This is a genomic window from Paenibacillus sepulcri (assembly GCF_042647105.1).
Taxonomy (GTDB): Bacteria; Bacillota; Bacilli; order Paenibacillales; family Paenibacillaceae; genus Paenibacillus_Z; species Paenibacillus_Z sepulcri.
The window spans coordinates 4,473,157-4,497,966 of sequence record NZ_JBHRUP010000001.1 but is presented as its reverse complement, the minus strand read 5'-3'; the positions used below and the strand labels follow the sequence as shown (position 1 = coordinate 4,497,966).

Annotated in this window: 20 protein-coding genes; 3 read left to right on the top strand and 17 right to left on the bottom strand. The window is 52.6% G+C overall.

Annotated features, from left to right (window positions below; genetic code table 11):
• Positions 1–206: 206 nt before the first annotated feature.
• The gene (locus tag ACFOLF_RS19880) at positions 207–1,001 is read left to right on the top strand and encodes a flagellar motor protein (protein WP_210038965.1); all 795 of its coding nucleotides are present in this window, start codon (positions 207–209) and stop codon (positions 999–1,001) included.
• Positions 985–1,767, top strand: coding sequence for a flagellar motor protein MotB (locus tag ACFOLF_RS19875; protein WP_210038966.1), 783 nt, complete (start codon positions 985–987; stop codon positions 1,765–1,767). The genes ACFOLF_RS19880 and ACFOLF_RS19875 overlap by 17 nt, the downstream gene beginning before the upstream one ends.
• A gap of 273 nt (positions 1,768–2,040) precedes the next feature.
• Here the strand turns inward: ACFOLF_RS19875 and ACFOLF_RS19870 are convergent, their stop codons facing one another.
• The 5 genes from ACFOLF_RS19870 to ftsE form a co-directional block, all read right to left on the bottom strand.
• Complete coding sequence (locus ACFOLF_RS19870; RefSeq protein WP_210038967.1) at positions 2,041–3,336, bottom strand: PDZ domain-containing protein; 1,296 nt, start codon at positions 3,334–3,336, stop codon at positions 2,041–2,043.
• 136 nt (positions 3,337–3,472) lie between these two features.
• Positions 3,473–4,939: a S41 family peptidase gene (locus ACFOLF_RS19865; RefSeq protein WP_210038968.1), complete on the bottom strand. Its 1,467-nt coding sequence runs from the start codon at positions 4,937–4,939 to the stop codon at positions 3,473–3,475.
• Between the two features lie 161 nt (positions 4,940–5,100).
• Positions 5,101–6,273: a murein hydrolase activator EnvC family protein gene (locus ACFOLF_RS19860; protein WP_210038969.1), complete on the bottom strand. Its 1,173-nt coding sequence runs from the start codon at positions 6,271–6,273 to the stop codon at positions 5,101–5,103.
• 12 nt (positions 6,274–6,285) lie between these two features.
• Positions 6,286–7,203: a permease-like cell division protein FtsX gene (gene ftsX / locus ACFOLF_RS19855; RefSeq protein WP_210038970.1), complete on the bottom strand. Its 918-nt coding sequence runs from the start codon at positions 7,201–7,203 to the stop codon at positions 6,286–6,288.
• Complete coding sequence (ftsE, locus tag ACFOLF_RS19850) at positions 7,193–7,879, bottom strand: cell division ATP-binding protein FtsE (protein ID WP_210038971.1); 687 nt, start codon at positions 7,877–7,879, stop codon at positions 7,193–7,195. Before ftsE ends, ftsX begins: the two co-directional genes overlap by 11 nt.
• Before the next feature lie 296 nt (positions 7,880–8,175).
• Between ftsE and ACFOLF_RS19845 the strand changes: the two genes are divergently transcribed.
• Positions 8,176–9,732 carry a VanW family protein gene (locus tag ACFOLF_RS19845; protein WP_210038972.1) on the top strand — a complete coding sequence of 519 codons (1,557 nt, stop codon included), beginning with the start codon at positions 8,176–8,178 and terminating at the stop codon, positions 9,730–9,732.
• Between the two features lie 164 nt (positions 9,733–9,896).
• Here the strand turns inward: ACFOLF_RS19845 and argH are convergent, their stop codons facing one another.
• The 12 genes from argH to ACFOLF_RS19785 form a co-directional block, all read right to left on the bottom strand.
• On the bottom strand, positions 9,897–11,312 hold the full coding sequence (gene argH / locus ACFOLF_RS19840) for an argininosuccinate lyase (protein WP_210038973.1): 1,416 nt from the start codon (positions 11,310–11,312) through the stop codon (positions 9,897–9,899).
• Positions 11,313–11,428: 116 nt separating this feature from the next.
• Entirely contained in the window at positions 11,429–12,667 is a 1,239-nt protein-coding gene (locus ACFOLF_RS19835; RefSeq protein WP_210038974.1) for an argininosuccinate synthase, read from the bottom strand.
• Positions 12,668–12,794: 127 nt separating this feature from the next.
• Positions 12,795–13,751 (bottom strand): ornithine carbamoyltransferase, encoded by a 957-nt coding sequence (gene argF, locus ACFOLF_RS19830; RefSeq protein ID WP_210038975.1) that lies wholly within the window; start codon positions 13,749–13,751, stop codon positions 12,795–12,797.
• 30 nt (positions 13,752–13,781) lie between these two features.
• A complete protein-coding gene (locus ACFOLF_RS19825; protein ID WP_210038976.1) occupies positions 13,782–15,077 on the bottom strand; it encodes an acetylornithine transaminase in 1,296 nt (431 codons plus the stop codon).
• A gap of 63 nt (positions 15,078–15,140) precedes the next feature.
• The gene (gene argB / locus ACFOLF_RS19820) at positions 15,141–15,929 is read right to left on the bottom strand and encodes an acetylglutamate kinase (RefSeq protein WP_210038977.1); all 789 of its coding nucleotides are present in this window, start codon (positions 15,927–15,929) and stop codon (positions 15,141–15,143) included.
• 20 nt (positions 15,930–15,949) lie between these two features.
• Positions 15,950–17,191: a bifunctional ornithine acetyltransferase/N-acetylglutamate synthase gene (gene argJ, locus ACFOLF_RS19815; protein ID WP_210038978.1), complete on the bottom strand. Its 1,242-nt coding sequence runs from the start codon at positions 17,189–17,191 to the stop codon at positions 15,950–15,952.
• A 45-nt stretch (positions 17,192–17,236) separates the two neighbouring features.
• Positions 17,237–18,286, bottom strand: a complete 1,050-nt coding sequence (gene argC / locus ACFOLF_RS19810; RefSeq protein ID WP_379114472.1) for an N-acetyl-gamma-glutamyl-phosphate reductase — start codon at positions 18,284–18,286, stop codon at positions 17,237–17,239.
• 142 nt (positions 18,287–18,428) lie between these two features.
• Positions 18,429–19,349, bottom strand: a complete 921-nt coding sequence (locus tag ACFOLF_RS19805; RefSeq protein ID WP_210038979.1) for a YitT family protein — start codon at positions 19,347–19,349, stop codon at positions 18,429–18,431.
• 296 nt (positions 19,350–19,645) lie between these two features.
• Positions 19,646–20,753, bottom strand: a protein-coding gene (gene prfB / locus ACFOLF_RS19800; RefSeq protein ID WP_210038980.1) for a peptide chain release factor 2 whose coding sequence is annotated in 2 segments (ribosomal slippage) — positions 19,646–20,680 and positions 20,682–20,753 — 1,107 coding nt in all. Because the reading frame shifts where the segments join, the coding sequence is not laid out codon by codon here.
• A 49-nt stretch (positions 20,754–20,802) separates the two neighbouring features.
• Positions 20,803–23,319: a preprotein translocase subunit SecA gene (secA, locus tag ACFOLF_RS19795; protein ID WP_210038981.1), complete on the bottom strand. Its 2,517-nt coding sequence runs from the start codon at positions 23,317–23,319 to the stop codon at positions 20,803–20,805.
• Between the two features lie 172 nt (positions 23,320–23,491).
• Positions 23,492–24,031 carry a ribosome hibernation-promoting factor, HPF/YfiA family gene (hpf, locus tag ACFOLF_RS19790; RefSeq protein WP_210038982.1) on the bottom strand — a complete coding sequence of 180 codons (540 nt, stop codon included), beginning with the start codon at positions 24,029–24,031 and terminating at the stop codon, positions 23,492–23,494.
• 85 nt (positions 24,032–24,116) lie between these two features.
• Positions 24,117–24,797 carry a class I SAM-dependent methyltransferase gene (locus tag ACFOLF_RS19785; RefSeq protein WP_210038983.1) on the bottom strand — a complete coding sequence of 227 codons (681 nt, stop codon included), beginning with the start codon at positions 24,795–24,797 and terminating at the stop codon, positions 24,117–24,119.
• Positions 24,798–24,810: the final 13 nt, after the last annotated feature.

The following is a 24,810-nucleotide window of genomic DNA, read 5'->3' as shown; positions in this document are numbered from 1 at the left end:
AGACAGAACTGGCTAATGTTTCATATTTGCTATTTATGAATGAACGCGTGGCGGCTTCTGACCGCTGCGGGGAAAATCATAAGAATATGTGTTCCCATTTATTATAACGACTTTGGGTGCCGGTTGCAATCGGTGGATCTTGACAAACAACCGCCGGCAAGGAAGTAAATGTTGTCAACCTTGGAGATGGAGTGTGAAGCAATCAAATGGATTTAGCTACGGTCATAGGACTCATCGCGGGATTATGCGCTTTATTTTTCGGTTTTATCTGGGAAGGCGGACATGCGGCCAGCCTTTTTGAGAAAACGGCCATCCTTATTGTGTTCGGCGGAACCTTCGCCGCTACTGCCGTCAGTTTCCCGCTCTCCAAGCTCAAACGTATACCGGGCGCGCTCAGGCACGCGTTCCGTAAAGCGGATATTGACCCGCAATCGATGATTGACCGGATCGTCGACATGGCAACGGTAGCCCGCCGCGAGGGCGTGCTGGCGCTTGAGAATGAGGCAAATGAGCTGGAAGAGCCATTTTTGCGCAACGGCCTTCTCATGGTGGTCGACGGCACGGATCCGGAGCTGACGAATCAAATTCTGGAGCTGGAGATTAATGCGGTGGAGCGCGAACGCGAGCAGCAGGCCAAAATCTTCGAAACGGCGGGAGGCTTCGCCCCGACCATGGGGATCATCGGAACAGTCATGGGCCTTATCCACGTGTTGAGCAATCTGTCCGATCCCAGCTCGCTCGGCCCCTCCATCGCCGTTGCGTTCACGGCCACTCTGTACGGCGTTGCAAGTGCCAACCTGATTTATTTACCTCTGGCTACGAAAATTAAAACGAATACCCATGAGCGAATCCAGCTGATGGAGCTTATGCTCGAAGGCGTACTGGCGCTTCAGGCGGGCGAAAACCCGCAGCTTATCCGAAAGAAGCTGAATTCCTTTATGCTGCTAGAACCGGAAGATCAGCGGGCAAAGAGGGTGGAAGACAATGCGTCGGCGGAGTAGAAGAAAAAAGGGCGAGGCACCGGAGAATCATGAGAGATGGCTTATTACCTACGCTGATTTGATCACGCTGTTGATGATTTTTTTCGTCATCCTGTACTCCATGAGCCGCATCGACATAGCAAAATATGAAGTACTGTCCCAATCTCTCCAGCTGGAATTCCTCAAATCCGATACAATATTGGAAATGGGCTCAGGGATTACAGGCGGCCTGCAGACGGCGCAGCAGCCCAAACCTGCGGAAACCTCAGAGAAGGTGGATACACCCGACAAGGAGACGCTCAAGGAGCAGCAAAAGAAATTAATGGAGCAGGAGCTGCAGGAGCTGCTGAAGATCGTCCAGTCCTATATCAAGCAAAATCATCTGGAAACCAAGGTCTTCGTTGCGGATACGCCCGAAGGGATTAATATCCGGCTGTCCGACCAGTTTCTGTTCGACCTGGGAAAAGCGGATTTGAAAACCAGCGCTAACCCCGTGCTTGGCAAATTGGCCAGTCTGTTCGAAAAGCTGGATAATATTATCAGCATTGAAGGCCATACCGACGACTTGCCCATTCAGTCAGGGGGCACGTTCCAGGATAACTGGGGGCTCTCGGCGGGAAGGTCGCTGTCGGTGCTCCGCTATTTTGTCGACACCGCCAAAATCGATCCAAAAAAATTCAAGATCGCAGGCTACGCGGACACGCGTCCCATCGTGCCGAACAACTCCAATGCGAACAGACAAAAAAACCGTCGCGTAGAAATTACGGTACTGCGGAATTTAGGCTAGCAGTCATAATAAACGCCAATATAGCAAGCGAGAAAAAGCGTTTATGCCCCGCTTCAGCGGCTGAGATGGTTTCTTCTTACCCGGAGACATGGGTAGAACCCAGCCATCTACCCCCGATCGGCGTGTGCCCCTTCGGTGAAGCAGGCTTCTTCCTTGTTAAATATAAGCTGTATAAAGGTTTAATATACTTAATTATCCTAATAAATCCCCGCTTTCAGCTCGATTTTGAACTGAACCGGGGATTTTTGTCATTACTGATCACTGGAAGAACACTTACAACGAGGTGGATGAGGATTCCCGCTGCCGGGCGGCCCGCCTATGGCTGATTAATTCAAACAACGATGCGGGTCCAGGCGCTGCAAATTGGTCCGCCTTGTCATCGGGAGCCAGCACGACGCCAAGCTGATGATGCTCTCCGGCATAACGCGCCCGCTGCACGAATTTGATTTGACCCTCGTGATTGAGCACCTCCAGCTTGCAAAATGCCGAGTTGATGTGCAGCGCGGCATAAAGCTCGCTCTTCGTACGGACACGAACGCCGTTGACCTTCTGCAGCACCTCGCCGGCTTCAATGCCAAGCGTGTGCGCCGGTGTTCCAGGAATAACCGCCAGCACGCGCAGTCCCTGCTCGTCATGTACGTAGAACGGGCTATTAGCCGCTTCACGCACCCTCCCGGCGATAATCAGCGCCTCATGAAGCAGCAAGGCGCATATGGCTGCTGCAAGCGTCAGCGGGGACCAGTAGACGGACACAAGCGCCGCGGCTGCGAGAATCAAACCGTACACCAGCAGACCTTGCGAGGTGCTGCGGGCTTTGGCCTCCGGCAGGAGCGTCCGCGTCAGCTCCGAGAACCCGATCATCATTGGAAAACCGATCATCGTGAAGCCTCCGCTCCACATGGAGGTATCGGCAAGCAGCGTTTGCCACGGGAGCAGGATATCACCGGAACCGCCCGAAACTGCCGGAACAAGCATCAGCATCGGAACCGGCCAGTACCCCTGAAGGGCGTATGCGCCGACGATTTTGCCGCGCTTGCCTTCCAGGAACAGGGGACTTGCGAATTTGGCTCCCTGTTTGCGGACAAGCAGCGCCTCCGCCAAATGCATCAGCGCGACAAGCAGCAGCAGGCCAGGGATGTCCAGACCGTCCAGCGAAGCCGCTGCGCGGCCCATCCAGTCACTTCGCTCTGCCATAGCAGTCCAGCCGACCGCCCATTGCAGTATGCCAAGAAGGCCAACGCTGTAGGCAAAGCACAAAAAACGGATACGGATAACCGCCAGCACCACAGCAGCACCCCACATCCAAAGCACAGCTTCGCCTGTAATGGTGATACCCAGAAACAGACCTATGCATGACAGAAGCACCCCGACGATCAATCCCGCCAGCATCGTGCGGCCCAGTTGCCCCGGCCAGGCATGCAGACGGACATGGAACAGTTTCCGCTCAAGCCGGGTTTGCCGCATATATTGAAGCATGATCAGAATCACAGAAATATAATAAAAAGGAGACAACAACAGCTGAACTGCAGCTGACCCCGCCTGCCGGAGCATTTCCAACAATACATCCACAGCTTCAACTCCCTTATCGAGATAGTGATGCCTTAAATGCCATAATGTCAAAAAAAGAAGGCTAAAGCTGCCGGCAACACTCGCAGCTTCAACCCTCTACAATTTCGACGCCCCCATGCAAAATCCTGCCTGCTTTTTAAGGGGTTATATCCAGCTTGCTTTTCAAGACCTCTACCGCCTTCAGCAGCTGCGTATCATTGTTGTCTTCCCGAACGCGCTCAATGAGCTTTTCTTCCAGCTTCTCCGCTGTTGTTTTGTCGACTTTTCCTGTGACCGGCACTCCGGTCTGCTGTTGGAAAGCCTTGACGCTCTTCTCCGTCACTTCGCTGAAATAACCATCCTTGCGGTCTGTTTCATAACCGAGCCCGGCAAGCATGATCTGCAGGCTCTTGATATCTTCATCAATGGTATCACGGGCAAGCGTCTTGGTCTTCGACAGCCGGGCAACGGTGTAGTAATCCGGAGGCAGTACTTCCACGTCGGGTTTCAGCCCCTTCTCATGCACCCAGTTGCCAAGCGGCGTCAACCATTTGGCGATTGTCATTTTGACCAGACCGCCATCATCCAGCACTTTATCATAGCTCACCTGAACGGTTCCCTTCCCGAAAGAGGTTTGCCCGACAAGCACCGCATTTCCTTCTTCCTTCAAAGCGCCCGCAAGCACCTCGGAGGCGCTTGCGCTGCCTTTATTCATCAGCACCGTGACCGGATAGGATTTGCCCCCGCCCTTGGACAAGGTCTGCTCGCGTTTGCCGCCTCGGTCTTCGACCTGCACGATAGGCTTGCCTTTGGGGACAAACGGCTGGGCAACCGATACGACGACTGGAAGGACACCGCCGGGATTATCGCGAACATCGATGACAAGTCCTTTCATCCCCAGCTTCTCCAGCCGGTCCAGCTCTTCAATGAACCGCTCGCCCGTATTAAGCGAGAACTGGCGAATTTCAATGACGCCGATGCCGTCGCTGCGCAAATTCGCAAATACCGTCTCAAAATCAACATCATCCCGGACGATCGTCAAATGAATCGGATTCGCCACCCCGGGGCGCTGGATGCCCAGCTTCACCTTCGACCCTTTGGGACCGCGGATCTTGGCCACCGCATCGCTGAGAGAAAGTCCCTCGAGCTTATCCTCATTCACGCTCAGCAGCACATCGCCCGCAAGCACGCCGGCACGCTGGGCCGGAGAGTCCTTAATCGCCGATTCCACCGTGATCTTGCCGTCCTTCATCGTCACGCTGGCTCCGACGCCAGTGAACGAGCCCTCAATGGATTCGGAAAATTGATCTGCGGTATGCTTCTCCATATATACGGAATAGGGATCGTCAAGCGCCTCCATCATCCCGTTAATGGCACCGTCCAGCACTTTCGTCCGGTCGACCTCACGGAAATATTTGGTCTCGATCAGCTCCATCACCGTGTTCAGCTTGCCCAGCTCCTTCTCGCTGAGGTCATCCTGCCCCGGCGAATTTGAAGCGGAGCCTGCCGCCACTCCCCCGCTGCCAAGCGCAATCCAACGGTCGGCAAGCGTCAACGTAACGAGCACCGACGCCACCATCGTCAGCAATATGAATGCCGCCACTGTACGACCTTTGAAATGCATGTTTCCTCACCTCATTAAATGTTTGCGTTTCGCACAACGAGCCGTAAGGCTGGCATATGTATCCGATTGCAACCTTCCTAGTATATGACAAGCCGCACCCAATTATTTGCATAAACGGGTACGGCATCATAAAAAGCACGGGTTCGCTGCGCTGTATGCGGTTATTTCAAGTAAGGCGCCGGGTTCACCGGCACTTCGTTCTTGCGCACTTCAAAATGCAGATGGTTGCCGGTGGAATCGCCGGTACTGCCCACTTCCGCGATTTTTTGCCCACGCTTGACGGTTTGACCTTTCTCCACCTTGATGCCGCCATTGCGGATATGCCCGTAGACGGTCCAAAGTCCCCCTCCATGATCAATGATGACACAGTTGCCGTAGCCGCTCCACCACTGCGCAACCAGTACGACTCCGGATTCCGCCGCATATATCGGAGTGCCGCTTCCCACCGCCATATCCATTCCGGCATGAAGCTTCTTCACGCCCGTGATGGGATGGATGCGGTAGCCGAACGGGGAAGACAAGCGGTATTCCGCCCGCAGCGGCATCCCAAGCTTGCCGCCGGTATAGTAGGTCTTGAGAGACTTTTTCTTTTTCTCGAGATCAGACGCTTTCTTGGCCAGATCAATCAGCAGCTTTTCCTGCTCTGCGCTGATTTCCTCAGATTCCTCGGCCTGGTCTTTATACTTGAGAATCATGACTTCCTTCTGGCTTTCCTTGTCCTTCAGCAGTTCATTGTAATCGTCAAGCTTCGCATACATGACCTTGACATCCGCAAGCGATTTCTCAATTCCCTGCTTCTGCTGCGTAATCAGTTCCTTGTCTTTCTTGTGGCCCTCCAGAATTTCCTGGTCCTGGCCCAGAATTGACTTGAGCGAGTCAAAGCGGTCAATGAAGTCACTGAAATCCGTGGAGCTCATCAGCACATCCAGATAAGAAACAACACCATCCGTATACATCAGACGAATGCGGGATTGCAGCAGCTTGTCCCGGGATTTGATCCGGTCTTCCGTAGCCTGAAGCTCCTCCCCCGCCTTCAACAATTTCTCTTCCGCTGTATCGATTTGCGTTTGAACAGAGTTCATCTGGGTTCCGACATCGTTCAGCTGCGCTATGATTTCATTAACTGTTTTGGCGGTCTCTTCCTTCATTGTAAGCGCGTATTGCTTGTTCTCGTCCGCTTTTTTGCGATTATCGGCGGCGGCATTCATTTCCTTGCGAACCTTATCCAGCTCGCTGTTAATCTTGTCTACCTGTGATGCAGCTTCTCCGCCGAAGGGTTGAAAGATGTAAACTGCGAATACGACTGCGGCTAGGAGGGCAAGTCCTTTTTTCACGTCTACCTTCACCTACACTTTCAAGTATCTTCTTACCGATAACGTGCTGCCCCAGATGCCAATCAGTGTTCCAAGCCCGAGAAGCAGACCCGCAACCAGCCAACCGGCGTCCTTCAGGGTAATCAGCTTGATCATCATAAGTCCCAGCTCGACCTCGGACACTTGCACAAGCCTTGAATAACCAAACAGCAGGATCGCAATCGTGATGCTCGAACCGATGACTCCGATCAATGTGCCTTCAATAAAAAACGGCCAGCGGATAAAGTTATTGGTTGCTCCGACAAGCTTCATAATTCCGATTTCACGCCTGCGTGCAAGAATAGTCATCTTGATGGTGTTGGAAATCAGGAACATCGCCGTAACGGCAAGACCAATCACGATAACAAGCCCGATGTTGCGGACGGCGTTCGTAATTCTAAACAGCGTTTCTACAGTACCTTTGCCGTAATTCACGCTGGTAAAGGGATTCGATTCATCGGCCATGCCGATCGCTTCGATTTTTTTGGACACAAACGCGATGGTCTGTGGCTCGTATACATCAACCGTAAACTTGTCGGGAAGGGGATTATTGTCCTTGTCATAGCCATCCAGTATCTGGGAAGCATCCTCGCCGAGGTTCTTGCGCATCAGCTCAAGACCCTTCTCCTTGGATACAAACTCCACCTTGCTCACTTCCGGAATGTTCCCGATCGCTGTCTTGAGCTCATCTATCTTGGCCTGGTCCGTATCCAGCTGCAGGTATACCTGCACCTGCACCTGGCTTTCAAACTGGTCAGCCAGATTATTCACATTCAGCGCCAGCAGCAGGAAGACACCGAGGATAAACAGCGAAATAACGATCGAGCTGATGGAGGCAAACGTCATCCAGCCGTTGCGGATCACGTTCTTCAGACCTTCGCGGATATGCCGGAGAAAAGTGCTAAATTTCATAGCCGTATTCTCCTCTCGCCTGATCGCGGGCAATGGTGCCATGCTCAATGGCGATCACCCGTTTACGAAGCGTGTTGACGATTTCCTTGTTATGCGTAGCCATGACAATCGTCGTTCCGCGGAAATTGATTTCCTCCAGGAGATTCATAATGCCCCATGAAGTCTCGGGATCAAGGTTGCCGGTCGGTTCGTCCGCGACAATGACCGCCGGATTGTTCACGATGGCGCGGGCGATGGCCACCCGCTGCTGCTCTCCGCCGGATAGCTGCTGCGGCAGGCTGTTCTGCTTGTTTTTGAGCCCTACGAGCTCCAGCACCTCGGATGTCCTTTTCCTGATGACGCGTCTTGGGGCTTCTATAACTTCCATTGCGAAGGCGATGTTCTCATAAGCCGACAGATTAGGGAGCAGCCGGAAATCTTGAAAGATGACGCCTATGTTCCGGCGCACGAAAGGAATTTTACGAGGCTTCAGCTTGCCGATGTTAAAGCCATTGACCGAGATCTGCCCTTTAGTCGGTATTTCCTCACGGTAAATCAGCTTCATGAAGGTTGATTTCCCCGCTCCGGACGGCCCGACCAGGTAAACAAATTCATTGCGGTCTATGAGAACAGAAACGCCGCGCAGCGCATGAGTGCCGTCTGCGTACGTCTTCCAAATGTCTTGCAATTCGATCACATTATCACATCCTGTAGATATTCAGCTTATAGGATTTCGACACGTTTGCTTCAAATCCTCTATGATTGTCCTGTTTTTCTGCATTTTTCCTATATTTCATAATTCATTAGCCTGCGGCTTTCGACCAAATAATTACATCTCATTCGACATTAAAAAGGAAAAACCTGCCTTCTCCCAGGTGGGTATTGGCGTTATACAATTTGTCTGCTCCCTTTGGCTTTCGGAAAACCCGAGGAAAGAAGCGCGGGTTATTCGCATATACATGTATGAATTGCAGACCTGGGGTGATTGTGGATATGAAGAAACTGCATTTGGCCTTGATCCTTGCCTCTGCCCTGTTGCTTGTATGCTCCGCCGGGTGGGGCTACCTATGGATTTATGCTTCCAGAGATACCGTTCCTGGCGGCGTTATTCTGATTGGACATGATCCAGGGACAACGAAGACGGCAGACGGGGCAATCGTTCTGAAGAATACCGAAACCGTCGATCTCGGCGGACTGAACATCGATACGGCCCTTCAGGAATTGGACAACAGAATGAACAACGTTATGAGCCTTCCTCTGCGCATCGAAGCCAATGAATCCGGTCAGCAGCAGCGCATCTGGACTTTGGCCGACATGGGCGTGGTCGTCGACTTGGGGGAAGCCAAACAAGCCCTCATGAAGCTGCACGAGGGAAGCGTCTGGGAGAGGGCGAAGTTCAGGTGGCATTTTCCCAAGGAGCTGACCGGGCAGCTTAGCTGGAATAAAACCGTATTTATGAACAAGATCCGCGGGCAGTGGGGATGGCTGGACGCCAATGAACCGGCCAATGCCAAGCGGACCATTACAAACGATGACAAAGTGGTCTATCAGCCCCATTCCAACGCGTACCGGCTGGATACGGAGAAGCTGTTCGCACAGGCGCAGAAGGCAGTAGAGGAACTCCTCGCCAAAGATTGGAATAATCGTCTGAAGGCTGGTCCCGATTCGGACAAGGGGGGGCCGGAAGGCAGTGGAGGGGCTGCTGCCAATGGCCCCGCCGGAATTACGCTGCCGCTTGCCGTACGCGTTGCTTCCCCCAATGTGACGCTGGAACGCTTAAAGAATGAGGGAGTGGAACGGAAAATCATTTCCTTCACGACGGACTTCAGCGCAAGCGGAGCCGGCCGCGCATTTAATGTAAGCATGACCGCCAAGACGCTAAACGGCTGGGAGCTGGCTCCCGGCGAAGTATTTGACTACAACAAGGTCATTGCCCTGACGAGGGAGAAATACGGTTACCGGCAGGCTCCGGTCATTCTGAACGGCGAGCTGGTGCCAGGCATCGGCGGAGGGATCTGTCAGGTCTCGAGCACCCTGTACAATGCCGCCCTGCTTGCTGGCCTTGAAATGGTGGAGCGGCGGAATCACTCCCTTCCTGTTTCTTATCTTCCCAAAGGACAGGACGCCACCTTTGCCGAGGGCGCAATCAATTTCCGTTTCAAAAATACGACCGGTAAGCATCTGATCATACGGACCGTTGTCGAGAACGGCCGGCTGACCGTGAAGCTGTTCGGGACCATGCCCGCAAATGTGAAATACAGCATCGATTCCAGAACCGTTAAGGTCATAGATCCGCCCGTTCGGGAGGTTCCCTCCAAAGCCGTTCCACCCGGCGGACGGCTCCTGCTTTCATCGGGCAAGTCCGGTTACATCGTAGAGACCTACCGCACTCTGACGAAGAACGGCAAGACTGTATCGCGGGAGCGGATATCACGGGATACATACCGGGCGCAGCCTGCCGTCTATGGCGTTTCTGCTGATAAGTCGGGAAGCGGAACTGACAATGTGCGCAAGGGCAAGCAGATAATTGAAGATGGTGTTGCGGAGTAAGATGAGGCTATCGCCATCCTTTGGCGGCAAAGTTAGTTTCTTCCGCAAAAATATCAGCAAAGGATAAAACACTTGTATTTAAAAAAGCTATCCGGGCTTTTCTGCTCAAGCAGAAAAATTCCCCGGACAGCTTTTGGTTAAATCTATATGTGTTGAGGCATCACTTAACGGCTGCGTTCGATATATTCGACCGTCCATGCAGCAGTTTGCTCCTGCTCGCTTTCGGCGCGTGAGATCGCCTCTTCTACCTGCGTGCGGGCAGTGCCGCCGTAGACGTTGCGCGCATTGACGACATTCTCCGGCTGCAGTACGTCGTAGATCCGCTCATCGAACAGCTGGGAGAACTGCTTGAACTCTTCAAGCGTCAGATCAAGCAAATACTTCTCCTGCTGGATGCAGTACAGCACAGTCTTGCCGATCACCTCATGCGCTTGACGGAACGGCAGTCCTTTGCCTACGAGGAAATCTGCAATATCCGTCGCATTGGAGAAATCCTGGTTCACGGCCTGGCGCATCCGGTCCTTGTTGACCTTCATCGTCGCAATCATCGGTGCGAACAACTGAAGCGCCCCCTGCAGGGTGCGAACCGTATCGAACATCCCTTCCTTGTCCTCCTGCATATCCTTGTTGTAGGCAAGCGGCAGTGACTTGAGCACAGTCAGCAGGCCGACCAGGTTGCCGTATACACGGCCCGTTTTGCCGCGGACCAGCTCGGGAACGTCAGGGTTTTTCTTCTGCGGCATAATGCTGCTCCCCGTACAGAAAGCATCGTCAAGCTCTATGAAACGAAACTCCGTGCTGGACCACAGGATAAGCTCCTCGCTAAGGCGCGAGAGATGCATCATTATAATCGAAGCCTGAGATAAAAATTCCAGTATAAAGTCGCGGTCGCTGACCGCATCCAGACTGTTCTCATAGACACGGTCGAACTTCAGCTGGCTGGCCACAAAATGGCGGTCAATCGGAAACGTCGTCCCCGCCAGCGCCCCCGCGCCCAGCGGCAGCGTATTGATGCGTTTGTAGCTGTCCTGAAGCCGCTCAATATCCCGGCCGAACATGGAGACATATGCCATCAAATGATGCGCGAACAGGATAGGCTGCGCCCGCTGCAAATGAGTGTAGCCGGGAACAATCGTATCCAGATTGGCTTTGGCCTGTGTGGTCAACGCCGCTTGCAGCTTGCCCAGCAAATCCACGAATTCAACCACGCGCTTGCGCAGGTAAAGATGCATATCGGTAGCAACCTGATCATTCCGGCTGCGCCCGGTGTGCAGCTTGCCGCCCACTGAGCCCACATCGTCGATCAGCGTCTTCTCGATATTCATATGAATATCTTCGTCGGCAATCGAAAACTCGATATCATTGCGGCGGATGCGCTGCATGACGCGATGCAGCCCGTCCTTGATCTTCTCCACATCATCCGCAGACAGAATTCCCTGCTTGCCGAGCATCGTCACATGCGCAATGCTCCCCTGAATATCCTCTTCAGCCAGCTCTTTATCGAACATGATCGACGCTGTATATTCCTCTACCAATTGGTCGGTTTTCTTGGTAAACCGGCCGCCCCACAATTTACTCACTGCTGGTACACCCCTTTATCATTTCACCTCTTGCATCGCGTTCATTCCGAACACAACGCAGGCCGGACTACCGAAATGCCTAATAGTCCGACCTAAACGTGATGTTTTTTCACTTATTATTGTTTCCTGCTTTGCTCCACACCGGAGGATACTTTCAGGCGCAGCGCGTTCAGACGGATAAAACCAGTAGCATCGCCTTGATCATACGCTTTGGAAGGATCGGCTTCCATAGTGGCGATATCCGGATTATATAGGCTGACCGGACTTTTTACCCCTGCTCCGATAATATTGCCTTTATACAGCTTCAGGCGGACAACGCCGCTTACATTTTTCTGGCTCTCCGTCACGAGCGCCTGCATGGCAAGGCGTTCGGGAGCGAACCAGAAGCCGTTGTATACCAGCGTCGCGTATTTGGCAATGAGCGAATCACGCAGATGCATAACCTCGCGGTCCATCGTCAGCGATTCCATTTTGCGGTGTGCCGCAAACAGAATGGTGCCGCCCGGAGTCTCGTATACACCGCGGCTCTTCATGCCGACGAAACGGTTCTCCACCATGTCAACGCGCCCGATACCATGTTTGCCTCCAAGCTCATTCAGCTTCTCCATCACGGCAAGCGGACTCAATTGTTCCCCATTGATCGCGGTGCAGCTGCCTGCATCAAATGACAGCTCAATGTACTCGCTTTGGTCCGGCGCATCCTCAGGGGCAACGCTCAAAACAAACATATCCCTATTGGAGTCGGCGCTCGGATCGAACCACGGATCTTCCAGCAAGCCGCTCTCGAAACTGATATGCAGCAGATTGCGGTCCATCGAGTACGGTTTGGCCGCCGAGGCCTGAACCGGGATGTTATGCTTCTCGGCGTATGCGATCATCTCAGCGCGTCCCGGGAACTGTTGGCGGAATTCTTCGATGCGCCATGGCGCGATCACTTCAATATCCGGCGCAAGCGCCGCAGCCGTCAATTCGAAGCGGACCTGGTCGTTGCCTTTGCCCGTAGCGCCATGTGCGATGGCCGTAGCGCCTTCCGCACGGGCGATATCGACCATTCTTTTGGCGATCAGCGGGCGGGCAATCGATGTGCCCAGCAGGTATTGGCCTTCATACAAAGCTCCAGCCTGGAACATCGGATAAATAAAATCCTGTGCGAACTCATCGCGCAGGTCATCGATATAAACCTTGGAGGCTCCAGTAGCGAGCGCCTTGGCCTCCAGGCCGTCCAGCTCATCCTTTTGCCCAATATCTGCCGTAAAGGCAATAATTTCAGCATCATAGGTTTCTTTGAGCCATTTTAAGATAACGGACGTATCCAGACCGCCCGAGTATGCCAATACTATTTTGTCTTTTGCCATTGTGTAAGTTAACACTCCTTATAAGTGAAAAAAAATGTCTGCATGCACTCCGCTGTTCTAAATGCCCGGCTGGCAAATCCGCGTCCCTCTCGGATTCGAAGCCTTTTGTGTCTCTGTCTGTAGAATGCTACATAATGGCAGCCATAATTGCTTTTTGCGCATGCAGACGGTTCTCAGCCTGATCGAAAATAATAGAATGCTTGCCATCGATAATGCCTTCGCTCACTTCTTCGCCCCGATGCGCAGGCAGGCAGTGCATGAACAAGAAATCCTTCTTCGCATACTTGGCCAGCTCTTCGTTGACCTGATAATTGGCAAAAGCGATTTCGCGGTCCTTCTGCTCCGCTTCAAAGCCCATGCTCGCCCAAACATCCGTGTATACAATGTCTGCATCGGCAATCGCTTCTTTGGGATCATAGCAAATATGAATGCGCGAGCCCGTCTCCGAAGCAATATCCTTCGTCGAGCGGATAATCTCTTCATCCGGCTCGTAGCCTTCGGGAGTCGCTACCGACATGTGCATGCCGAGCTTGGCAGCCCCCATGAGCAGGGAGTGCACCATATTGTTGCCATCCCCGATGTAGGCCACTTTCAGGCCTTCCAGGCGGCCTTTATGCTCCAGCACCGTCTGGTAGTCGGCCAGCGCCTGACAAGGATGGGAAGCGTCCGTCAAGCCGTTTATAACCGGGATAGTCGCTCCACGTGCCAGTTCGATAACCGTGCGGTGTGCGAAGGTGCGGATCATAATGCCGTCAAGATAACGCGACAGCACCTGTGCCGTGTCCCAGATAGTCTCTCCCCGTCCGATCTGCAGATCATTGCCGCTCAGGAACAGCGCATGTCCCCCAAGCTGGTACATCCCGACCTCGAAGGATACCCGGGTACGGGTTGAGGATTTCTCAAATATCATTCCCAGTGTTTTGCCTTGAAGCGGATGGTAGATTTCGCCCGCTTTTTGTTTATTCTTAAGCTCTATGGCCAGGTCGATCAGGTAGCGGACTTCCTCTGGCTTGTAGTCGGCCAAAGCGAGGAAATCGCGCCCCTTGAGGTTGACCGCTAATTGTTCATTCAATGCTTGCTGCATAGCTGTTGCTCCCTTCTGTGACTCTCTTGATTAAGCCGTAGCCGTCTGATCCGCAAAGATGGCGGCCAGCAGTGACACCGCTTGATCAATCTCCTCTCGGGATACGAGCAGGTTCGGCAGCAGACGGATCACGTTAGGGCCGGCGCTCACGACGAGCAGACCGCGCTTCTGTCCTTCCGCAATTAACGCTGCGATCGGCTCCTTGCAGACGATCCCGATCATCAGCCCTTTGCCGCGGATAGTCTGAACCAGCGGATGTCCGTCAAGCTTGTCATGAAGCTGGGCGATCAGGTAATCTCCCATCTCCGCAGCACGGGCGGACAGATTATCGCCTACGATGGTTTCGACCGTTGCCTTGACCACTGCCGTTGCGAGCGGAGTGCCGCCAAACGTGGAACCGTGGCTGCCGGCGCTGAATGCTTCGACAAGATGGCCCTTCGCCAGCATAGCGCCCACTGGAAAGCCGCTTCCCAATCCTTTGGCAAGTGTGAAGATATCCGGTTCGATGCCATAATGCTCAAATGAAAACAGTTTGCCCGTACGGCCCATTCCGGTTTGAATCTCATCGATGATCAGGAGCAAGCCGCGCTCCTTGCACAGCTTCGCAACATGCTGTATAAATGCCGGCTCGACAGGTATTACGCCGCCTTCGGCCAATATTGTTTCCAGCATAATAGCTGCTGTTTTGTCTGTAATGGCTGCTTCCAGCGCTTCGATATCATGCAGCGGAATATAGCGGAACCCTTCCGGCAGCGGGCCAAAGCCCTCTTTGACCTTCTCCTGGCCCGTAGCCGTCAGCGTTGCCAACGTGCGCCCGTGAAAGGATTGTTCAAAGGTGATGATTTCATAGCGTCCGGTGCCGGCCACCTTCTGATGGTAGCGGCGGGCCAGCTTGATCGCCGCCTCGTTCGCCTCGGCGCCGGAGTTGCAGAAGAATACGGCATCCGCGCTGCTGTTGTCAGTCAGCAGCTTCGCCGCTGCCTCCTGGTTTGGAATATGGAATAAATTCGACACATGCCACAGCTCATCCAGCTGCTTGATCAACGCTTCCTTGATGCGCTGAGGGGCATGGCCCAGGTTCGTAACGGCCAGACCGCACATGAAATCGAGATATTTGTTCCCTTTATCATCCCACAGCCAGCTTCCTTCGCCTTTGACAAGCGTGATCGGATATCGGGCGTAGGTTGGAAGCAGCGAGCTGTTCACGCTTCCTGCGGCTTGAGCGTTCAAGCCAGCCTGAGGGCTAGCCGCGGATTGCTCTTGTAATTTCGTTCCGATTCCGCCTGTCTTCTGACCATCCGCTGCTGTTTTTTTGACATCGCTCATGATTGGCACACCTCTTTCATGAATATTATAGCGTCCTGCCGAGCCCGCCTGGTGCCTGATAATCTAGGACTGTACGATGCGCGTTCCGATTCCGCCCTCCAGCACCGCTTTGCTCAGCACGCCAGGTTCATCGCCGCTGACAATAACAACCTCGCGCACGCGTCCCTGTATGCATTGAATGGCTGCGCGCACCTTCGGAATCATGCCCCCGTATATCTCGCCGCTGGCAATCATGGCTTCTATCTCTTCGATTGTGACCGAAGAAAGCACCCGTTTCTCTCCGTCCACGGTTTTCAGAATCCCCGGAACGTCGGTCACGACAATCATCCGTTCCACCCCAAGATGGGAGGCTACCGCACCGGCTGCGGTATCTGCATTGATGTTGTAGCGTTGACCGGCCTCGTCAATACCAATTGGAGCAATAACCGGTATGTAGCCCATATCCATGACACCTTCGATAATGGATGCGTTCACCTGCGTCACATCACCTACAAAACCGATTTCAGCCGCATTGGCAACCGGCTGTGCTTGAATCAGCTTGCCGTCCACGCCAGAGAGGCCAAGAGACTTGGCGCCGCTTTGCTGAATTTTACGGACAATCTCCTTGTTAATGCGTCCGCTCAGCACCATCTCCACGACATCCAGCACTTCTTCGCTGGTTTTGCGCAGACCGTTTACAAATTCACTCTCAATGCCAAGCTTCTGCAGCGTCTCGGAAATCGCCGGACCGCCTCCGTGCACGATAACCGCCTTCACGCCTTTCTCCTGCAGCCCGCGCAAATCATCAAAAAAAGAATCAGGCAGCGCGGCAAGCGTGCTTCCGCCGCATTTCATGACAAACCGTTGTTTCATAATCCGCTCGTTCCTTTCCCTTAAGTCCGATATGCCGCATTAATGCGCACATAATCATAGGTCAGATCGCAGCCCCAAGCAATTGCGGAGCCTTCAGCCATATGCAGGTCGACATAAATGACAACCGTATCGCCCTTCAAATATTCCAGCGCCGCTTCCTCGTCAAAAGCGACCGGCCGCGACTCTGCAAGCGTCACAATGTCCCCCAGCCGAATATCGACCGTATCCGGATTGACCGGCTGGCCGGCCCTGCCGACTGCGGCAATAATGCGGCCCCAGTTGGCGTCCGCGCCGAAGATCGCAGACTTCACAAGGGACGAGCCGACGACGGTTTTGGCGATGGCCTGCGCCGCAGCATCCGATACCGCACCGCTCACCTGAACCTCCACCAGCTTCGTTGCCCCTTCGCCATCGCGTGCGATCGCTTTGGCCAGAACCTCACAAACATAGCGAAGCGCGGAAGAGAACGCCGCAAGATCCGGATGCGATTCATCCAGCTCCCGGTTGCCCGCCAGGCCGCTTGCCATTGCCAAAAGCATGTCGTTGGTGCTAGTATCGCCGTCCACCGTAATCATATTGAAAGTAAGATCCGTCACTTGACGCAGAAGGGTGTGCAGTGCCGCACTGCCGATCATCGCATCCGTGGTGACGAATCCCAGCATCGTTGCCATATTGGGGTGAATCATGCCAGAGCCCTTCGACGCTCCGGCAATGTGAACGGGTTTGCCGTCCACCATGACCGAAACGCAGACCTCTTTCTTCACCAGATCCGTTGTCAGAATCGCCTGGCAGAAATCATCCCCGCCCCTGCTGCTCGCAGCCAGCCTCGCCGGAAGCTCCGCGATGCCCTGGCGGACGCGGTCCATCTTGAGCGGCTCGCCAATGACCCCCGTCGAAGCGACGGCGACTTGATCGGACGGCACGCCAATGGCTTCAGCAAAATGGCTGCGCATCTCATAAGCGTCGGCATCGCCCTGTTTGCCCGTACAGGCATTGGCGTTGCCGCTGTTGACGATGACGGCGCGCAGTACGCCGCCTGAGCCGATGCTTTCGCGGGTTACCGCAATCGGAGCTGCCTGAAAGGCATTCAACGTATACACGGCAGCTGCAGCAGCCGGCACCTCGCAGACGATTGCTCCCAAGTCATTGCGCGTCGTTTTTTTCAGGCCGCAGTGAAGACCTCCCGCCGTGAAGCCCTTGGGAGTTGTAATCGAGCCCTCCGGCACAACCGTGTAGGCGGCCGCTATGTTCCCCTGTCCCATTATTTGATCGAGTCTCCTTCTTCAGGTGGATAGATGAATGATTGCTTACGGATAAACAGGTACAAATTGCAGGCCAAGCGTCTCGTCCCAGCCCATCATCAGATTTAAATTCTGGATGGCTTGCCCTGCCGCGCCCTTGACCAAATTATCAATGACCGATACGATGGTTACCCGCCCCGTCCGCTCGTCAACGGCGAAGCCGATATCACAGTAATTGGATCCCCATACTTCCTTCGTGGAAGGCCAGGTTCCTTCTTGGCGAATGCGGACAAAAGGTCGTCCTTCATAAAAGCTGCGGTAAAATGCAATAAACTCATCGGTGCTTCTTCCATCCTTGACCGTGGCATACATCGTACTCATAATGCCCCTGGTCATCGGCACCAAATGGGTGGAGAATGTGGTAACGACCGGATAACCGGCTTCCGCTGAGAGCACCTGCTCAATCTCGGGATTATGCTGGTGTTTATTCAGTTTATAAGCGCTGAAATTTTCATTAACCTCGGAATAATGCGAACCCAGATTAACGCCGCGCCCTGCTCCGGATACACCGGATTTGGCATCAATAATAATCGTGGCCGGATCTATGTAGCCCGCCTTAACGGCTGGAATCAAACCCAGCAGCGTGGCTGTCGAATAACAGCCGGGGTTTGAGATGAGCGTCTGATCGCGCACCGCATCGCCGTATATTTCCGCAAGCCCGTATACGGCAAGATCCAGAGTATTCTGGGAGGCAGGTGTTTTTTTGTACCAGGTTTCATAAACTTCGGGTGACTTCAAACGATGATCGCCGGAGAGATCAATCACTTTGAGTCCTGCTTCAAGCATCGACGGCGTCAGCTTGCTGGCGATTCCGGAGGGTGTCGCTATAAAAACAACATCCGCTTTGCTTTTGATAAGTGCAGGATCCACATCATCAAGCAAATCGGTGCGAATTTCTGTTAAATGAGGATAACCTTCGGCTATTGGCGATCCTGCGCTCGACGAGGATATGACTGATGTCACCTCTGCCAGTGGATGGCTGGCGAGCAGCCGGATCAGTTCCACGCCCCCATAGCCGGTAGAACCAATAATGGCTGTTTTCAGTTTTGAACCCATACATGCCCTCTCCCATCCGCTAACTTCCTAACTATCCATTTTACACGAAGCGAGAGACAGAGGAAATAGCCAGGTTTTTGTATTATTATACATTCATAATTATAATAATTCAATACTAAATTCCTGGTCGCCACAGCTTGTTTCAGGGCAAATTGAAGCCTTCCCCCAGAACCTCCGCCGTATCGCTGATGATGACAAAAGCCTTCGGATCAACCGCCTTCACCAGCTGCTTCAGCTTGGACACCTCACCCCGCCCAACCACTACCATCAGCACGGAGCGCTCATCGCCGGTGAATCCGCCGCGGCCGTCAAGCCTGGTCAGTCCGCGGTCCAAATCATGAAGCACCACCTGGATGATGGCTTCCGGGCAATCGGTAATAATGAAAGCCACCTTGGAGATCGCAATTCCGGTCTGGACAAAATCAATCGTCTTGCTCGTCGCATATAAGCCGATCAGCGCATAAAGCGCATTCTCAGGCGCAATCAATATTCCTGCAGCGGCGATGACAAAACCGTCAAAGCAAGCCACGGCAAGCCCCAGGCGCATGCCTGTATAACGATGCAGCAGCTGCGCCGCCAGATCCAGTCCGCCCGTGGACCCCCGCCCGCGGAAAACAAGGCCCAGACCTGCCCCGACACCAATGCCGCCATAGATCGCCGCAAGCAGCGCGTTGTCCGTGGGAGCCGGCCAGTGTGAGGTCAGGAGGACCAGCAGCGGCAAAACAAACGAACCCAGCGCCGTCTTCATCGCGAAACGACCGCCCAGCAGCCACAGACCCAGCAGAAACAGCGGCACATTGATCGCCCACTGCGTAAACGCCGGCGGGAATCCCGTCGCCCGCTGTACCAGGATGGAGATGCCGGACACCCCGCCTGATGCGATACCCAGCGGAACGAGAAACAGATTGAAGCTCGCCGCAATCAGCAGAGAGCCGACCAGCAGGAGCGCGATGTTGATCGTTGCCTCCGAGTAGCGGCCTCTGCTGCCGTTACCTTTGTTTGGCTTTTTGCGTTGCGGGGAGAACGTCTCGCTTCTGCTCCTCGTTTGCTGTTTTTCGATCATGGGGGCTCCTCCTTCTCAAATTGAGGATACCATCCTCAACTTATAATATGGTTGTATGTTCGCATCTTCCTGTGCGGAAGAGGACGCGGCTGTTCAATATTCACGTCTCTGCGGAGCTGTAAGAATCCCGTGTCAGAAGTCCCGGATGTGCTGTCCTCAGGCGGCGCCTCTATTAAAACAAGCAAAATACAGACCGAATTTTAAACTCTCTATATTTGAACAAAAAAAGAGTTCCAACACTTTAACAGTGTCGGAACTCTTGCCCTTGCCTATGCATGGATTGTGTAAGTTTATGTTTATTCGTGACGAATCTGGCTGCGCAAATAGCCGTCGATGAAAATATCCAGATCGCCGTCCATCACGGCTCCCACATTTCCTGTCTCCACAGAGGTCCGGTGATCCTTGACCATGCTGTAGGGATGGAACACATAAGAGCGGATCTGACTGCCCCAGCCGATCTCCGATTGCTCGCCGCGGATCTCCGCCAAATGCTTCTTCTGCTCTTCGATCTTGCGTTCATAGAGCTTGGAGCGGAGCATCTGCATGGCGCGTTCGCGGTTCTGAATCTGGGAGCGCTGAGTTTGACAGGATACAACGATGCCGCTCGGAATATGCGTGATGCGGATAGCCGATTCCGTTTTGTTAATATGCTGTCCGCCTGCGCCGCTGGCCCGATACGTATCGACCTTCAGATCTTCCGAGCGAATATCAATTTCGATGGTGTCGTCAATTTCCGGCATGATATCGCATGAGGCAAACGAAGTGTGCCGGCGTCCCGAGGCATCGAAAGGCGATATGCGCACGAGACGGTGAACGCCTTTCTCCGCTTTCAAATACCCGTAGGCGTTATAGCCCTTGATGGAGATGGTCACACTTTTGATGCCCGCTTCATCGCCTGCCAGATAATCCAGCACTTCCACCTTGAATCCATGCTTCTCGGCCCAGCGGGTATACATCCGATAGAGCATCTGGCCCCAGTCCTGCGATTCGGTGCCTCCGGCTCCAGGATGGAGCTCAAGGATTACATTCAGCTTGTCGTAGGGTTCGCTTAGAAGGAGCTGCAGTTCAAAGTCGCTTACCTTCTTCACAAGCGCAGTCACACTCTTGGCCAAATCAGCCTCCAGGGATTCATCTCCCTCTTCCTCGGCCAATTCCAGCATGGTAGACAAATCCTCATGCTCATTATTCATTTGGTTGTAATCATCGACTACGGATTTAACGGCATTCAGCTCCGCAATGGTGCTTTGCGCCCGGTCATTATCATCCCAGAAATCAGGTGCTGTCATCTTCTCTTCGAAGTTGGCGATCATCTCTTGCTTAAGATCTAAGTCAAAGAGACCCCCTAAGTTCCTGGAGTCGCTTAGCCATTTCACGCATATCTTGTTTCACTGTAATATCTATCATGTTACGCCTTCACCTCATCCTGTCGATTGCCCTGCATCTTGCAGCGCGCTTAGGCCTGTTGACCATGGCACTGCTTGTATTTCTTGCCGCTGCCGCACGGACATGGATCATTACGTCCTACACGTTCGTCCTTCTTAACGGGGCGCTTCTCCTTCGGCTCGCTGCTGCCTCCGGTCTCCGTCTGTCCCTTGGCAACTTCCTGACGCTCCAGATTGCTTTCAACCTGGGCTTTCATAATATATTTGGTGACTTCTTCCTGAATGTTATCAATCATTTCCTTGAACATTTCAAAGCCTTCAAATTGATATTCGCGCAGCGGATCCGTTCCGCCGTATGCACGCAAGTGAATCCCTTGACGCAGTTGATCCATCGCATCAATGTGATCCATCCATTTGCTGTCAACGGCCCTCAGCACAACAACCTTTTCGAATTCGCGCATCGTTTCGACGCCGATTTCTTCCTCGCGCTGGTCGTACAGGGCACTCACTTTTTCGTTCAAAAATTCTACAATTTCTTCCTTCTCTTTGCCCCACAGATCGTCTTTCGTGATCATGCCTTCATACAGGAATGTGCCTTGGGCATAATCGACGATCTCCTGCAGCTCCCAGTTCTCCGGCACCTCATCATCGGGACAATGTGCGCCGACAATCCGGTCGATAACCGGTGTAATCATATCCTGCACGATTTGACGGATGTTATCCGAGTACAGCACTTCACGGCGCTGCTTGTATATGATCTCACGCTGCTGATTCATAACATCATCATATTGGAGTACGATCTTCCGCGTGTCAAAGTTGCTTCCTTCCACACGCTTCTGTGCGGATTCGATGGCCCGTGAAATCAGACGGCTCTCAATGGGCTGGTCTTCCTCGAAGCCCAGACGCTCCATCATGCTCATAATGTTGTCCGCACCAAAACGGCGCATTAATTCATCTTCAAGCGACAAATAAAACTGGGAAGAACCCGGGTCGCCTTGACGTCCGGCACGACCGCGAAGCTGATTATCAATCCGCCGGCTCTCGTGTCGCTCCGTGCCCATGATATGCAGTCCGCCAATACCGGCAACCTCATCACCGAGCAAAATATCCGTACCCCGGCCCGCCATGTTCGTTGCAATGGTGACAGATCCGGCTTGCCCGGCGCGTGAGATGATTTCTGCTTCCTCGGCATGGTATTTGGCATTCAGTACCTTATGGGCCACGCCGCGGCGCTTGAGCATCTCCGACAGCTTTTCCGAGTTTTCGATCGAGACGGTACCGACAAGCACCGGCTGATTCTTGCCGTGACGCTGCACGATTTCCTCTACAACCGCCTTGAACTTCCCGTTCTCGGTTTTGTAGACGACATCGGCGATATCCTCACGAATCATGGTCCGGTTCGTTGGAACCTGAATGACATCCAGACCATAGATTTTCTTGAACTCCTCTTCCTCCGTCTTCGCCGTACCGGTCATCCCGGCCAGCTTGCGGTACATCCGGAAGTAGTTCTGGAATGTAATCGTTGCGAGCGTCATGCTCTCGTTCTGAACCTTGATCTGTTCCTTGGCCTCAATCGCTTGATGCAAGCCATCGCTGTAGCGGCGACCTGCCATCAGACGTCCGGTAAACTCATCGACGATGATAACCTCGTCATCCTGCACGATATAATCGACATCGCGCTTCATAATCGCATGCGCTTTGAGCGCTTGCTGGATATGGTGGTACAGCAGCACATTGGCATGGTCAAATAAATTCTCAATGCCAAAAGCGCGTTCGGTCTTCTCCACGCCCGCTTCCGTCAACGTTACCGAGCGGAGCTTGACATCGATCGTGTAATCATCTTCCGCCTGGAGCCGGCTTACGAAACGGTCGGCTGCAAAATAAAGCTCTGTCGATTTGGCGGCCTGTCCGGATATAATAAGCGGCGTTCTCGCTTCATCGACCAGGATGGAATCCACTTCATCTATAACGGCAAAATAAAGCGGACGCTGTACCATTTGTTCCTTGTACAGCACCATATTATCACGCAAATAATCGAAGCCGAATTCATTATTCGTTCCGTATGTGATATCGCAGGCGTATGCCTCTTGTTTCTCGGCATGGGATAAGCCATGCATATTGCAGCCTACCGTAAGTCCGAGGAAATTATAAAGCTGTCCCATCTGCTGACTGTCACGGGAGGCCAAATAATCATTGACCGTTACCACGTGGACGCCTTTTTCGAGGAGTGCATTCAAGTAGACCGGGAGAGTCGCAACAAGCGTCTTCCCTTCCCCTGTCTTCATTTCGGCAATTTTGCCTTCATGAAGAACCATTCCCCCAGCCAGTTGAACGTCATAATGACGTTTATCAAACACGCGAACTGAGGCTTCGCGTACAACGGCAAATGCTTCCGGCAGCAGGTCGATCAGCTCATCGCTGCCTTCGGCCAGACGGATCTTGAACTCGGCGGTTTTTCCCCGAAGATCCTCGTCAGATAATTGTGAAATCTTTGGTTCCAATTCATTAATTTGCTCTACAGTGCGCATGAGACGCTTGACTTCCCGTTCGTTCGCATCTCCGAATATTTTCTTTACAAGTCCGAGCATGGTCTTCCCCTTTCGTGGTTACGCCTAATGGATAAATTGTATCAGTTTGCGGCACTTCCCGCAATGCGAGTATAGCGTCAGCGACATTTTCCGCCAATGGTTATTCTTGCATTGTAAAAGGGCAGCGCTTCACGAGGAAGCCTGCCCTTGAATATTCATGAATGATAGAAGTTCAGTATTGTTCAAGCAAGCCGTATTTGCCATCGTCTCTTTTGTAAACCACGTTCACTTCCTTGGTATCCACATTGGCGAACATGAAGAACGAATGGCCGACCATATTCATTTGAAGGATCGCTTCCTCCACATCCATCGGCTTCAGCATGAAGCGTTTGGTGCGGACAAGCTCATAATCATCCTCCTCCAGCACCTTGACCGGGGAGGTTTCATCCTTGAACAACATTTTGATTCCGCTCTCCTGGCGGAACTTGCGATTGATTCTTGTTTTATGTTTACGAATTTGCCGCTCCAGTTTGTCCACCACAACGTCAATTGAGGCGTACATGTCATCACTCTTTTCTTCGGCGCGGAGAAAAGCATTGGTCAGAGGAATCGTCACCTCAACGGCGTGTTTCCCTTTTGTGACGGACATCGTCACGGTTGATTCGGAGATTGGCTCTTCAAAATACCTATCCAGGCGACTAAGCTTCTTCACGACATAATCACGCATAGCGTCTGTCACTTGAATGTGCTGACCTCGAACATTGTATTTCATGGGCACTCCTCCTTTACATGTTCTTATTATATCATACCCTTCTGGGCGATCTCAAAAGCATTTTGTTGTTTTTTTCTGAATTTTCTTAATTTTTCTCAACCACAATTCGGCCCAAAAATGGATCCTCATTGTTGAAAATGGATAACCCTGTGCCTTTCTCAAATAAAATCGGGGAAAAATCATATTTTGTAACCAGCTTGTCCAGCAAATGATCAGCGTCTATAAACCTGCGGTAGTGATTATCATAAACCTTATTCCGACCCTCATCCTCAATCGTTCTGAATTCTGCAGCGAATTGGTCCCCTTTCTGCAGGTTCGCCGAAAGAGTGTCAAGTAATATTTGCTCCGTTCTTTCATTAATGGAATGTAGTAAAAATCGGACATATACAATTACCGATTTGTTTTGTTTTTTCGTTCTTTGGATGACAGCAATTATAATATCATTCAATTTTCTGACATTGCCCAAGTCCACAACATTGAATTCAATATTCAAATTCTTAAATTTCGGATGATTCTTCATCGTTTTATTCGCGCTAATCGCTTGTTTAGAACGATCAATGCCAACAACCTCATACCCATCCTTTGCGAAAGAAAACGCATCTCTTCCGGAACCGCAGCCAATGTCCAGAATAACGGATTGATCTGTAGACATGGATTTAATTAATAAACAGAAATTCGATTCATGTTGAATCTTTATTTCCCGGTAAAAATTGTCCCAATATTCCACGCTATCCTTTTCATTGACTTCCGCTGTTAGATAGTCCATTTGTCTGCCCCCT